Here is a 14,786-nt window from a genome sequence, read left to right as displayed (position 1 = left end):
GTACGGGCCCACATCGGGCCGTCCGCGGCCGCGATGAGGGCGATCGGTGCGGGGAAGAGCACCGCGCCCACGGCGATGCTCCGTCCTATGCCGATCCACCGCGAAAGCCTCGGGGCGATCACCGCACCGAGGAGCGAGCCGGTCGCGCCGATACCGATGGCCGTGCCGATGACACCTGCGGTGAGGTCGAGGTTCCTGGCCGAGTTCGCGGCGTGGATGACGAAGAGCACGGGCAAGCCCTTCTCGGACGCCACCTGGCTGCACGGCACGACAGCCAACCCGGTGATGCGGGCGCCGGGCAGCTACTGCCACAGCGATTCCCCGTCAAGTCCTGCATGTTGAACTCGTTCGCTGTCTGCGGTGTGCTGCGGCAGATGGAGTCCCCGGCAGGAGGGGAGTGGGATCCACAGCCCGGCTGCGGATCCCACCTGGTGAATGGAGAGTGCGGCGCTATTGGATTACCAGCTGCTGCCGATCTGGATGCGGGCGCCCCAGCTGGTGGCACTGCGGGGGTAGAACCAGAGTATGCCGGTGTCGTCTTCGCGGGCGATGGCGTCGAGGTTGCCGTCGGTGTTGAAGTCGGCGATGCCGGCGATGGTGTAGCCGTTCCAGCCGGTGCCGATCTGTGGGCCGCTGCTGACGTCGTTGCTGCCGTTGCCCGGGTAGTTCCACAACGCGCCGGCGCTGTCGCGGGCGATGACGTCGAGGTTGCCGTCGTGGTCGAAGTCGGCGACGCCGGCCAGGGTGTAGGAGCCGAAGCCGGTGCCTATCTGGACTCCGGCACCGATGCCGGCGCCGGAGCCGGTACCGGGGAAGAGCTTGAGGGTGCCGTCTGGGTGGCGGCCGATGAGGTCTGGTTTGCCGTCTTTGTTGAAGTCGGCGACACCGGCGAAGGCGTAGCCGCTCCAGCCGCTGATGAACTTGATCCGGGGTCTGCTGAGGTCGTGGACGGCGTTGCCGGGGTAGAGCCAGAGCCCGCCCGCAGCGTCCATGGCGATGACGTCGGCATAGCCGTCTTTGTTGAAGTCGGCGATGCCGGCGAAGGTGTAGCCGGTGAAGCCGCTTCCGACGTGCAGCGGGCCGGTGGACCAGCCGCCCGAGCCGTTGCCCGGGTAGAGCCACAGCTCGCCGGTGCTGTCCTCGGCGACCACGTCGGGGTTGGTGTCGCCGTTGAAGTCGGCCAGGTCGGTGTAGGTGTAGGGGCTCTTCGCCTGGGAGAGGTTGCCCAGGACGGCGATCTGGGTGGTGGTCAGGGCGGTGGAGTTCCAGGCCTGGACGGTGGACAGGCTGCCCTTGTAGAACGAGGAATGGGCGCCATTGGCCAGGACATTGCCGAGCGTGAACTTGCCCTTGAACAGGGTGGAGCTGACCGCGGTGTGGCTGCCCCGGGCGACCGCACGGTCGTCGAGGTAGAGCGTCATGGCCTTGGTGGCCGGGTCGTAGGTGACGGTGAGATGCGCCCATTGACCCACGACGGCGGTGCCGCCGGTAATGCAGTCATTGGCCCGGGTGGTGTCCGAGGTAGCCAGACAGAACGCCCACTGCCCGTTGGACTGGGCGTACAGGAAGAACCCGGAGTTGGTGGTGCCGTCCTGGGAGGCGACGACGCCGCCCAGTGCGGCGGGTTTGGCCCATGCGGAGAGGGTGAACGCGGAGGACATCGACAGCGCCGCTGCGCTGGTCATCGATCCGGTGCTGGATCCGTCCAGGGCCAGGGTCGGGGAGTACAGATCGTCGTCGCTGTCCCACGTGGCGCCCGCGCCTGCGCCGGTGAGGGGCAGGGCAGTGGTGCCGGTGGTGTCGGCGGCAGTCGTGGCGGTGCCGTCGGTGGCGTCGGCCAGCGGCCAGGTGTGGGAGTCGGTGACCAGCGCCTGGGCGGGCTGGGCCGTCAGGGTAGTGCCGTTGAACAGCAGCGCGGTGGTGACTCCAGAGCTGGTGGTGGTCCACAGGTCCGGGGTGTTGTCGGCGTTCAGGTCGGCGGCCTCGATCAGCGGCACTGCGCTGCTGGGGAAGCCGCTGCCCGCGGCCTGGATTGGGGTGACCGTGCTGCCGTAGGCGAGGTTTTGCAGATCGGTGGGGGAGTAGTAGTAGAGCTGGCCGCCGGTGTTGTTGCGGGCGAACAGGGCGGGCTGGCCGCCTATGAGGCTGGTGGTGATGTTCCAGCCGCTCCAGTCTCCGGTTCCGGAGGGGTTGGTGGCCGACAGCAGCAGTGCGTTATCGATGCCGCCGAAGGCCCCCGCCACGGGGTTGCTGGGTTCGTCCCACAGCTGCCCGTTGTTGACCATCAGCAGGTCGGGGTAGCCGGTGTCGGGGTTGCCGTTGAGGAGGTTGTACAGCCCGCCGCCGTTGGCGAGGGAGGTGGCTGCGTGATCGTCCTGGTCGGTGAACACGGTGGGATTGACGTTGGCCTGGTCGCCGCTGAAGGGTTGCAGGGGCGAGCCGTCGCCGCTGCCGTAGAGGATGCTGCCCCGTCTGGTGGCCGGGTCGTAGTCCAGGACGTCGTTGAGGCCCGCGCCGGTGTTGAAGTGCCCGGTGATGGCCTGGGTGCCATTCCAGTCGGCGGGGCTGCCGGCGCTGTTGGCTCCGGTGCCTTGCACACCGAGATTGCTGGCGGTGGCATTGAGTTGGCCGGCGCTGGCGCCGTGGGCGAGCCACAGTCCGCGGGGCAGGTTCGCCTGGGCGCCGACCCCGGTCAGGTCGGGCAGTCCGTCGCCGGTCAGATCCCCGTCGGCGGCGGTGGCGGCCGGGCTGGCGATGATCACGCAGTTGGCGGTGTCGCCGATGTTGCCGCCGGGTGAGACGGCGGTGACGGTCAGCACGTTCGTACCCCGGGTGGGCTTCACGCCGATGCTGGTTTCGCTGGTCGCCGCCGGGGTGGCGCCGTTGAGCTGGTAGAGGTAGCTGGCCGTACCCGAGCCGTTGGGGGTGAGGGTGAACGCGGCGGGGACACCGACTTGGTAGGTCACCGTGCTGTCGGAGGTTCCGCAGTCGAAGGAGGCGCTGTCGGTGATCTGTGGGGCGCCCGGCCGGGAGGCGTCGAAGTTGAACTTGCAGGTTGCGGAGGTGGCTGAGGAGTAGGTGCCGTCGGAGACGGTGGCGTTCCAGGAAACACCCAGCACGGAGGTGCCGGCGGCCGCTTGCAGGACGGATTTCTTCAGTACGTAGACCGCGTTGGTGCCGGAGGCTGCGGTGACGACCGGTTTGGCGATCTGGGCACCACCGGTGGTCTTGGTGATGTTCAGGGTGGTCTTGAGGGTGCCGCCGTCCGCGTCGGCGACCTTGGCGTAGAGGGTGACGTCACCGTTGCCGACGGTCTTGATGGAGCTGGTGCAGGTGGTGGCCGGGGAAGTGGTCAGCGGGGTAGGCGTCTTGGGCTTGTGATCGTAGGTGGTGGTCATCGACATGGTCGCGTGGTCGAACTTCTTCCACCCGTACTTGTTGTCCTCGTCCGCCTCCCCGGCCCGCAAGCCGAGGGTGATGGTGCTGGCGGTGCCGGCGCTGGCCACACCTTGCATTGCCGACTTCACATCCCAGCCGATGGACTTCGCGGGGCAGGAGGAGGAGTAGCCGTGCGCCTCGGTCTGCGAGTCGAGCTGGGTCGTCCAGCTGGGCTGATGGGCCCAGGTGGTGGCGGAGCTGATGGACCCGGTCTGCCACACCTCAACGGGGGTGGCGGTGCACGAGGGGGCGTAGGTCTCGGTGGCGTAGAAGGTCGAGGACAGGACGGTCGCGCCGTACAGACGGCCGTCCACCGACAGCCGGGCGTACGTGCGGGACTTGTGGTACGGGGTTTCCCAGCCCTGGTAGCCCACGTGCAGTCCGGCAGGGTCGGTGGTCCCCCAGTTACTGGTGTTGGGCGTGGAGGAGCTGACCCAGGTCCAGCCGGTCAGTTTGCCCCCGGCTGCCGTATATGACGGATCGATGTACAGGGGAAAGACGGTCGAGGACCCGGTGAGCAGGTCCGCGTCCGGCGTGAGTTGGATGCTGCCATCGGTGTAGGAGGCCACGACCGGGGCGACATGCGCGCCGATCCCCGGCGCCTCCGCCGAAGAGCCGTCCGAGTTGCCGTCCGCTTCCACTCCGGCAGCTACCGATTTCGAGCGGGCGGTCGAGGCCGTGGTGGAGGCCGCAGCAGGGGTGGCGGAGTCCCACATGCGCGGGGCCGGAGCGGCGAAGACAGTCCGCCCGGCCGGGTCCTTGGCAGTGAAGTTCCCCGAACCATCCGTGGCCGGCGACACGTGCTTGGCTTCGGTGGGGAAGGTGATGGTCGCCAACGCCGGGTTGGCTGCCGCCTGGGCGGTCTTGACCACGAGGACTTCGGTGAAACCGCCCTGTTCGTCGGCGGTGATTTTCAAGTCCACCGAGGGAAGCACCGCGGGGTAGGTGGCACTCGGCCCGTCCAGGACCGGATCCGGGAGGGTGCCGAGCGTGTCGGGCACGCTCAGGGACAGCGACTTTCCCAGGTCCTTCATCATGGCCAGCGGTCCGTCGCCCCCTCCTGAGAGGGTAAGGCCACTCGTGCTCAAGGTCGGTGCGAGCGTGCCGTCGCCATGCCGCACCAGCGTGGCGTCCAACTTCTTCCACGCCCCGCCCGTGTACTTACGGACGGGCGCGACCGACTGCGTCAGCGTGAACGTGCCGTCGGGGTTGGCGACCTCCAGCTCGGTTGGTGTGGTCGCAGCCTCCACGTCGACCGCCTCGCCCGTGGCCTGTGCCTGCTGTGAGGCCCGGTCCTCATCCAGCAGCGTCTTCTGAGCGGGGTCGGACGCTGTGGCATCGGGGGTAGCGGCATGGGCAGGGGGCGAGATGCCTTGAAGCGTGAGCGCGCTGAGCGCGGCGGCGAGGACGGCGCCGAGCAGGCGGCGTCTCGGGGTGGGTCTCATGCTCGGTGGGTCCCTTAAGTCGAGTGGTGGACGGTTGTGACCTGCCCGTATGGCAGGTGACCAGTGGACCCGCTGCGAGCAACTGCCCCGAGACCTATTGGCCGTTAAGCAGCGGATTTGCCGTAATCACGCCGTGAAGATTTTGCCAATCCATGAAAAGATCTTGTGCGGAGATATCCGACCTTGCGGGATTCATCCCCCCACCCCTTCCTGCCATAGTCCGCAGCACGCACGTGAGTTGATCACTCTGCGTCGTGCGTGGCGCATGCGTTTTCGGCGTAGAGGGTTGGGTGGGGGCAGTCATGGTTCGCACGGTGCGGTCGCGTTGGGGTGCACATCGGGAAAGTCTGCGATGGCGGTCTATCGCGGGCCTGATTTTCCTGGCACTCATTTCGGCTCTGCTGGGAACCCCGTCGGCGGCCGCCGCGTCCGGGCGGGCCGGCGCTCCTGCGGTGTCACGAACCAAGTCTGTTTCCGGCGGGCGGACTTTGGCGACGAAGAAAATCAAGGTCACCGACCAGGCGAAGCGCCCTTATCGCCCCGCAGCACCCCAATGGCCGGGCGCGGAGGAAGGCGCAGCCGCCCTGGCGGGGCCGGCTGGGGGCGCGCAGCACGGTGCCGTATCGGAGGTGAAGGGCACGCCGGTGTGGGCGCGTTCGGTTGCCCCGAGTAAGGGTGCTTATCAGGGCCCCGGCAGCGTGTCTGTGCGCGTGTTGCCGCACCAGAACGCCACGAAACTGGGCGTGACTGGTGTGGTGTTTACCGTCGGTGCAGGGTCATCGGGGCGCGGCGACGTGCAAGTCGGCCTCGACTACGGCACGTTCGCCGAGTCGGTGGGTGGCAACTACGCCTCCCGCCTGCACCTTGTGAAGCTTCCGGCCTGCGCCTTGACCGATCCGGAGCGGGCGGCGTGCCGCAAGCAGACGCCTGTGCCCACTCATCGCAACGCTTCTGCCCGGGAGCTCGCGACCACGCTGACGCTCGGCAGTGCGCGTCCCGTTGCCCCGCGGACCACCGCGGCCGGCGGATCGACGGTGACGCAGTCCGCGTACACCACGCCTGCTTTCGCCGGCTCGGAGGCGACGGTGCTGGCGGCGACCACCGGCGCGGGTGCGGATGGAGGCGAGGCAGGCAGCTTCGGCGCCACGGCACTCGCACCGTCAGGCTCGTGGAGCGGCGGGGGCTCGGCCGGGGCATTTACGTACAAATACCCGATCGCTCTCGCAGGATCATCAGGAGGTCTGAAGCCGTCGGTGGGTCTGTCCTACAACTCGGGATCGGTCGACGGGAAGACTTCCTCCACGCAGGCTCAGTCCTCCTGGGCAGGTGATGGATGGAACACCCCTGACTCGTACATCGAGCAGAGCTTCGCATCATGCTCGGACAGTCCGGAAGGCAGCGCCTCGCCTGTCGCCAGTGGCGATGAATGCTACGACGGCCCGGTTTTGACCCTGTCCCTGAACGGCTCGACGACCGCCCTGGTCAAGGACTCCAGCGGGGCCTGGACGCCGGCCGAGGACAACGGGTCGATCGTCAGTCACATCACCGGATCCAACAACGGGACCGGCACGTACAACAGCGACTACTGGACCGTCACTGAGCGCGACGGTACAAGGTATGAATTCGGGCGAAATCAGCTGCCAGGCTGGTCCTCGGGTAAGCCGGTCACCAACTCGGTCGACAGCGAGCCGGTGTACTCCGCGCACTCAGGTGACCCGTGCTACGACGCCTCCGGCTTCGCCTCCTCCGTGTGCAAGATGGCCTACAAGTGGCACCTGGACTATGTCGTGGACACCGATGCGAACGCGGTGGCGTACTACTACGGACAGGACACCAACTACTACGGCGAGAACAAGGGAGCGAACAACGTTTCCTACGTCCGCGACTCGTACCTGAACCGGATCGACTACGGCTTCCGCAACGGCGGCGCCTATGGCACTGTTCCCGACCAGGTCTTCTTCACTACTGCCCGCCGCTGCACACTGACCACCTGCGATGCACTGTCTGCCAGTACCGCAGCCGCGCAATACCCGGACGTGCCCTTCGACCTGGTGTGTGCTTCCGGAGCGAAATGTACTTCGCAGTCGCCGTCGTTCTTCTCCACGGTGCGGCTCTCGTCGATCACCGTAAAGCAGTACAGCGTCGCCAGTGCCAAGTATCTGCCGGTGGACACCTACACCCTGCACGAGTCCGAACCGGCTACCGGCGACGGCACCTCACCGACCCTGTGGCTGTCATCCATCACGCACGAAGGCGATGACACAACCGCCGGCGGATCCACCTCACCCGTCGCACTGCCGGATGTGAAGTTCACAGCCGTCGACTTGCAGAACCGCGTCAACACCTCCTCCTTCCCGGGCCTGTACCGCTTCCGCATCGCGTCCGTTACCAACGAGATGGGCGGGGTGACCTCCGTCAGCTACGGACTTCCGGACGCCTGCACCGCTTCATATGTGGCAAGCGCGACGCCATCCAGCAACACCAAGTCGTGCTACCCGGTGTCATGGACCCCCAGGGACTACGAAGCTCCGATCACCGACTGGTTCGAGAAGTACGCGGTCACCCAGGTACTCGAGTCCGACACCACCGGCGGCGCGGTGGCCAAGCAGACCGACTACACCTACAACGGTGGCGCGGCCTGGCACCACGACGACAACGAGGTCGTGAAGGCCAAGTACCGCACCTGGGGCCAGTTCCGCGGCTACGCAAGCGTCGAGACCCAGACTGGCGACGGCGCCAACGACCCCAAGACCGAATCCGTCACCTCCTACTACCGCGGCATGGACGGCGACTGGCTCTCCTCGAGCGGCACCCGCTCCGTCTCGGTCACCGACTCGCAAGGCGGCACCCACACCGACAGCGACCAACTCGCCAGCATGCCGCTGGAATCGACCACCTACAAGGGAACCGGTGGAGCGGTGGACCAATCCACCGTCACCTCCTACTGGGTCTCCGCGCCGACCGCCACCCGCACCCGTGCCGGGCTACCGGACCTGACCGCGAACGCGACGGCCACAGCGGAGAGCTGGAACCGTCAGGCGATCACGGACGGTGGAACCACCACCTGGCGTTACACGGAGACAGACAACACCTTCGAAGTGTCCCCGTCAGACGCTAACTTCGGTCTCGTCAAAAACAGTTACACCCACACGGTCCCGGTGAACAGCGCCTACGACCAGTGCACGACGACGATCTACGCCAAGCCCAATACCGGATTGAATCTGGTCGGCCTGATCGCGTCCACGGAGAAGGATTCCGTCGCCTGCTCCGGATTCACCGAGAACAGTCCCGCCACCGTCCCCAAAAACCTCAACACTCTTGACGCGCCCACCACCGTCAAACGCCCCGACCAGGTCGTTTCCGCCACCGAAAGCTTCTACGACGACCCGGCGTTCGCCACGACCTTCCCCCAGAACGCCGCACCCACGTCCGGTAACGCCACCATGATCCGCGCCGCGTCCGGTTACAGCGGCGGATTCACCTGGCAGACCCAGAGCCGCACCACCTACGACCCTTACGGCCGCCCCCTGGACACTTATGACGCAGCCGGCAACAAGACGATCACTACCTACACCGTCGACAGCGTCGGGCTGACCACAGGCGCCCAGGCCACCAACCCGAAGGCTCAAAGCACCAGCAGCACCCTGGATCCCACCCGCGGGCTCACCCTCACGGCCACTGACGCGAACAAGATCACCAGCACCGTGCAGTACGACGCCCTCGGACGCACCACGGCCATCTGGGAGCACAACCGCACCACCAGCGCGCCCGCCGACGCCGTGTACACCTACACGGTCACCCCGACCGGTTTGTCCGGCACGACCACCAAGGAACTCAACGACTCGCTGGGCTACGCCACTTCGGTCAGCGTCGTTGACTCCCTGGGCCGAGACCGCCAGACCCAGTCACCGACCCCGCAAGGCGGCCGGCTGATAACCGAGTCGTTCTACGACTCCCACGGGTGGGTCCGCAAGAAGAACAACAGCTACTGGGACAGCGCAGCCACCCCCACGCTGACCGGCACCCTGACCTCGTTCCAGGACTCCGAGATCCCCAATCAGGACCTGTACACCTTCGACGGCCTCGGCCGCGTGGTGGTGGACGACTCCGAGCAGTACTCCAACCCCGACCTCAAGCGCGAGACCACCACCGTCTACAACGGGGACAGCACCACGGTCATCCCGCCCAACGGCGGCACCGTGAAGTCCGCCCGTACCGACGCCGCCGGCCGCTCCTCCGAAATCGACTCCTACAGCGGCAAGCCGACGCTGACCAAACCGTCCAACACGTTCACGGGAAACTGGTTCGTCACCGGTGGCACCAGCAACGCCATCACCTACGGCTACGACGGCCACGACAAGCAGAACACCACCACCAGCGGCGGAAGTACCTGGAGCACCACCTACGACCTGCTCGGCCGGGCCACCGTCAAGACCGACCCGGACGCCGGCGCCACCCACCTGTTCTATGACGCCAACGGCAACCTCACCCAGAGCACGGACGCCCGCACCGCCAGCACCTCCTTCACCTACGACGTGCTGAACCGCAAGACCGGCCAGTACGCCTCCACCACTGACGCACAAACCGCAGGCGCCGGCGGCAACCAGATGGCCGGCTGGGTGTACGACAACGACAACGCCGTCACCGGTGTCAACAACGCCATAGGCCAGGCCACCACCGTGACCGCCTACAACAGTGGCTCTGCCTACGTCACCCAGCAACTGAACTTCAATGCCTTCGGCGAATCCCTGGGCGAATCCGTCACAATCCCCGCCGCCCTGGGGGCGCTCGGCGGCAAGACCTACACCTTCAAACACACCTACAGCGCCGACACCGGCCTGCCCTACTCCGACAACTATCCGCTCGGCGGCGGACTGCCCAACGAGATTGTCAGCCGCACCTATTCCACCGCGCTGGATCTGCCCAACGGGCTCGGCAGCACCAGCTACGGCTACGCACAGGGCACCACTTACAGCGCCTACGGCCAGGTGCTCCAGGAGACCCTCGGAAGCGGCACCAACCTTGCCTACCTCACCAACGCCTACGACCCGCACACCGGCGCGCTGACCGACCAGCTCGTCACGCGCTCCACCGCTACCCCGGCCAAGGTCGACGAACAGGCCTACGCCTACGACCTGGCCGGCAACCTCACCAAACAGACCAGCACGCGCCTCGGCGCCACGGCTGCCACCGAGGCCCAGTGCTACCAGTACGACCAGCTCGACCGCCTCACGCAAGCCTGGACCGCAACCGACTCCTGCGCCGCCACACCCACCACGGCCAACCACGCCACGGTCGGCGACCAACTCGCGGGCGGCGCAGCCTACTGGACCACCTGGAGCCTCGATCTCCTTGGCCAGCGCAAGACCCAGGTCGACCACTCGACCACAGGGGGCACCGATACGACCACCAGCTACATCTACGACGGCAACGGCAAGAAGCAGCCCCACACGCTGACCGGCACCCAGGACACCGGCGCAAGCAACGCCACCACCTCCGCCACCTACGACGACAGCGGCAACACCCTCACCCGCAACACCGTCACCTCCGGCAACCAGACCCTGAACTGGAACAACGCCGGACAGCTGACCCAGATCAGCGGCGGCAAGACCGGCACAACCAGCTACATCTACGACGCCTACGGCCAGGTGCTCGCCCAGACCGACCCCTCTAGCACCACCCTCTACCTGCCCGGTGAAGAACTCACCCTCACCGGCACCACCACAACCGGTGTCCGCCACATCCCCCTCCCCGGCGGCGGCACCGTCGTCCGCACCGGAACCAGTACCAACTACAAGTTCCAGTTCAGCGACCAGCACGGCACCAGCGGACTGCTCCTCGACAACACGGCGCAGACACCCACCTGGCGCCAGTTCACCCCCTACGGCGACAGCCGCGGCACCACCGTCACCTGGACGGACAGCCGAGGCTTCCTCAACGCCCCCAACAACACCAACACGGGCCTCACACTCCTCGGAATACGGGAGTACGACCCAACACTTGGGCGCTTCATCAGCCTCGACCCACTATTCGAAGCAACCGATGACCAGCTCCTCAACGGCTACAGCTACACCTCCAACAACCCCATCGGCCAATCCGATCCGACCGGACTGTGCCCACGCGATCTGTGCGACGGATATGGCCAAAACCCCGGCCAGGCACAGGGCACCCACGCAACACCTTCCGACAGTAAAGACGCACCGGACTCGACCGTCGTCGACCAGGACCTGAAGCTACCTCCGGGCTTCAACAACGGACATCCCGAGAAATTCCTCAAGGCCTATTTCAAGGCGCGCAAGCATTGGGTGCTCCACGATGGCCACCCCAATCCCGTAGATGAATATTCGGCGGCCCAAGAAGCCTGCCTGTCTACCAAGGGGGCCTGTACTAGCCGTGAAACATTGCAATTCGGAATGTTGCGGATGATAGCTCTGACTGTCATCGCGATGACAGTCGGCGGCGGCGAGCGGCCAGGATCCGGCGAGAATATGAGGGCTCTGTGGAAAGGCCTCCTTCCTAATGGCGGAGTAGCGCGCGGGCTCAAGCAGTACATGACTACCTCCAACTATTCCGCGTGCAGTTTTTCGCCCGAAACTCCCGTCCTCATGGCCATGGGCAAAACCAAGCCCATCGGGAAGATCGAAGTTGGTGACGAGGTCGAAGCCGCCGACCCCGCGACCGGCAAACACCAAGGCACCCGTACGGTCCAGGCCACCTGGACCAATCACGACGATGACCTCATTGATCTCACCATCAACACCGGTCATGGCAGTACCGCTATCGTGCATACCACCTCGAAACATCCCTTCTGGGATGACTCAGCCCATAAGTGGATCCCGGCCGGACGCCTCACGCCAGGCCACGCGCTCAACACTCCCGGCAATGGGCATGCATCCGTTGTCTCCACCCACGTGACGCCCGGTTCTGCGAATCGGTGGAACGTCACCGTCGAACAACTACACACGTACTATGTGCTGGCGGGCGAGACGCCGGTCCTCGTTCACAATGCCTGCCCTCTGAAACTCGAGGGGGTTGACGACTATTTGCATGAGCAGGTGCAAAAAGTTGTCGATGCTTATGACGAGACAGGTGCGCCTCCGTCCGGTGTTATGCAGGGCGGTGCCAATCCGGACAATGTGGGAGTATACCGCGGGCATAACATTCCTGGCGGCGGAAGCGATAAGCCTTTCGGCTACTGGACCGAGATGGATGTCTGGCCGACCGAACCCGGCGGAAGGCGCGGCGGCATGGGGCGTATCGTCATCGGGGAGAGAGGCGAGACCTGGTATACGCCTCACTATAAGCCTGGAACATGGACGCTCATTCGAGAGGGGTGCAGCTGTGGCCGGTACGGCGAGTAATGGGGCAAGGGGGAAGTGGGAGCTACTGAGGTCGACTCCCGCCGACACGAGTGACCCCTATGTCATTTCGGCGCGGCGAAGGCTGGCGCGATGGGAGGAAGTCAGTGCGGCAAGGCTCGGAATTGGCGAGCGCCCATTCCTAATTCAAAGAGAAGAGTATCTGCGAATTAGAAGCGAATTCGAGGGTCCGGATGTAACTCTCCTCGAAATCGATGCGAGCAATGTCACCACAGAGGAAGACTTCCTAATTTTGCTCGGGAAGGTGTATGGATTTCCAGAATACTATGGGGAGAACTGGGATGCCTTTCTCGATTGCTACGCAGATGTGGTAGAGGCCGACGACTCTCCGGTCGTTATGGCCCTTTGTGGCCTCTCGAACTTCTGCGAGTCGAACTTTCGGACATTTATTCGGTCGGTGTACGAACTGGAATCTATTACTGAGTCCATCTCCCTATTCCGGTCGGTGATTCCGAGGAAGGTTATTAATCTTTACCCCGGAGATTGGTCAGCGTTTTCCGGTTTGGCCGATTCGGACCCAGGGTGATCGATCGTTTGCTCAGGATGACGTAGGAGGGGTCCGGCACCGTCACTGGTGCCGGACCGGCTTCAAGCGGATAAGAGTGCTTCATTCAAGGAAACTGTCTGGTGGCGCGGGATCGACGTCGCTGCCTATTCGGAAACTTATCTTACGTATAATCCTGCCAGCGTTTCGTGTATTCGCATAATGGCCCGCAAAGGGCGAATTCATCGGCAAATCAAGCTAGATATTGAGGCGGCGGAACGCGCCTCGGATGTTTCCATCTTGACGCTCTTGGATGACTATTGCGTTGGCGAGCCCGGCCCGTGTCCATTTAGCTGAAGCGTGTACCGAGGATTTATCGGCAATTGTAGATTCCAACCGATCGCCGAGGCCCCGAAGGACTGGCCTGTCGGCCCTGACCGCTCGGGCCGGTCGGCCCGCTCAGGACGCCAGCGGCTGTTTGTGCGGGTCCGGCGCCAGGGAGCGGATGCCGGGTATCGGCGAGGGCAGTAGCCAGAGCAGTGAGAGCACTCCGCCGGCGGCGCCGATGACGAGCGTCTCCCGGAGTCCGGCCGTTGTGGCGAGGAGGCCGCCGGTCACGGCGCCCAGTGGGCGGATGCCGTAGTTGAGCGTGCTGTACGCGCCGGCGACCCGGCTGCGCATGCCGTCGGGGATCACCGATGTCTGAAGGGAGTTGAGGTTGACGTCGAAGAGCATGACGCCGAACCCGGAGAGGAACTCGGCCGCGCCCAGCGCCCCGGTACGGGCCCACATCGGGCCGCCTGCGGCCGCGATGAGGGCGATCGGTGCGGGGAAGAGCACTGCGCCCACGGCGATGCTCCGTCCTATGCCGATCCACCGCGAAAGCCTCGGGGCGATCACCGCACCGAGGAGCGAGCCGGTCGCGCCGATACCGATGGCCGTGCCGATGACACCTGCGGTGAGGTCGAGGTTCCTGGTGGCGAAGAGGACGACCAGGCCGGTTCCCGCGACAAAGGTGAAGAAGTTGAGGGTCGCCGAGCAGCCGAGGGCCGCCCGCAGTACCGGGTGACGGACCACGAACGTCATCCCGTCCCTGGCGCGCCGCAGCAAGGAGGGCTCCAACCCCTCTTTAACGGGCGGCGGTTCGGCGACCCGTATACGGCCGATCAGAACCGCGGACGCCAGGAAGGTCAGGGCGTCGACGACGACGGCGACCGGCGCGGTCAGGACCTGGACCAGCACGCCGCCGACCGCCGGACCGGCGACGAAGGACACGGACCGGCTGGTGCTGAGCTTGCTGTTCGCGTCGACGTACGAAGCCCGTGGCACCAGATGGGCGAAGAAAGGCGGATAGGCGGTGTTGCCCACCACCGCGGCGGTGCCGGTCAGCAGGGCGACCGCGTACAACTGCCCGAGCGTCACCGCGTCCAGCAGCCAGGTGGCGGGCAGTGAGAGCAGTACGCCCGCCCGCACGAGGTCGGCGAGAACCATCAGGCGCCGCTTGCGGGGGCGGCCATCCACCCACGCTCCCAGGACGATGGCGAGGAGGTTCGGGGTCCAGACGAGGGCGGTCAGCCATGCCACTTGACCGGCCGAGGCGTGCAGCGCGCCCACCGCGATGAGGGGCAGGGCGAGTTCGGTGATGCGGTCGCCGAACTGTGAGATCGACTGGCCGGCCCAGAGGCGGCAGAACCGCCGGTCGCGCCAGAGGGACGCGGGTATGGCCGCGTCTACGGTAGTCACGACGCCGTTCCGCTCGACTGTTCCTCGATGTGCTCCGGCAGGAAGTACCGGAGCAGTCGTACGCCACGCACACCGGCGGGCCGCGCGGACGGATCGCGCAGCACATACGGCGCGACGATGCGCTCCATCTCCTCCTCGATGGCGGCCAGTTCATCGGCGGAGACGACGATTCCGGTGTTGGCGAGGCCCGAGAGCCGCAGCCAGTCCGGATCGAGCAGGGGTGCGGTGTCGTCGACCCACCGGTTCGCCGCGCTCTCGCCTCGCAGGAACATTTCCCGTGACAGTGCCCGCGCGGCG

At 65.7% G+C, this 14,786-nt stretch carries 4 protein-coding genes and 2 pseudogenes; 2 read left to right on the top strand and 4 right to left on the bottom strand.

Features of this window, described 5'->3' with window-relative positions:
• Both J0695_RS23715 and J0695_RS23710 read right to left on the bottom strand, forming a co-directional pair.
• Nucleotides 1-254, bottom strand: a pseudogene (locus tag J0695_RS23715) (hypothetical protein); the annotation flags it as partial.
• A 204-nt stretch (nucleotides 255-458) separates the two neighbouring features.
• A complete protein-coding gene (locus J0695_RS23710) occupies nucleotides 459-4,883 on the bottom strand; it encodes an FG-GAP-like repeat-containing protein (RefSeq protein ID WP_206964580.1) in 4,425 nt (1,474 codons plus the stop codon).
• Nucleotides 4,884-5,335: 452 nt separating this feature from the next.
• On the opposite strand from J0695_RS23710, the gene J0695_RS45460 reads away from it, so the two are divergent.
• Both J0695_RS45460 and J0695_RS45225 read left to right on the top strand, forming a co-directional pair.
• Nucleotides 5,336-12,244 (top strand): polymorphic toxin-type HINT domain-containing protein, encoded by a 6,909-nt coding sequence (locus tag J0695_RS45460; RefSeq protein ID WP_206964572.1) that lies wholly within the window; start codon nucleotides 5,336-5,338, stop codon nucleotides 12,242-12,244.
• Entirely contained in the window at nucleotides 12,225-12,788 is a 564-nt protein-coding gene (locus J0695_RS45225; RefSeq protein WP_206964570.1) for a barstar family protein, read from the top strand. The genes J0695_RS45460 and J0695_RS45225 overlap by 20 nt, the downstream gene beginning before the upstream one ends.
• Nucleotides 12,789-13,205: 417 nt before the next feature.
• On the opposite strand, the gene J0695_RS23695 is transcribed toward J0695_RS45225, so the two are convergent.
• Both J0695_RS23695 and J0695_RS23690 read right to left on the bottom strand, forming a co-directional pair.
• Nucleotides 13,206-14,489, bottom strand: coding sequence for an MFS transporter (locus J0695_RS23695; RefSeq protein WP_206964568.1), 1,284 nt, complete (start codon nucleotides 14,487-14,489; stop codon nucleotides 13,206-13,208).
• A pseudogene (locus J0695_RS23690) lies at nucleotides 14,486-14,786 on the bottom strand (ArsR family transcriptional regulator); the annotation flags it as partial. The pseudogene J0695_RS23690 and the gene J0695_RS23695, both read right to left, overlap by 4 nt.

Origin of the sequence: Streptomyces beijiangensis (genome assembly GCF_017315755.1) — a bacterium.
In the GTDB taxonomy this organism is placed as follows: domain Bacteria; phylum Actinomycetota; class Actinomycetes; order Streptomycetales; family Streptomycetaceae; genus Streptomyces; species Streptomyces beijiangensis.
This window is presented reverse-complemented; position numbering and strand designations above follow the sequence as displayed.

Coding starts and splice junctions, on each gene's coding strand:
- J0695_RS23710 (WP_206964580.1), bottom strand. CDS start 4,883: ATGAGACCCACCCCGAGACGCCGCCTGCTCGGCGCCGTCCTCGCCGCC.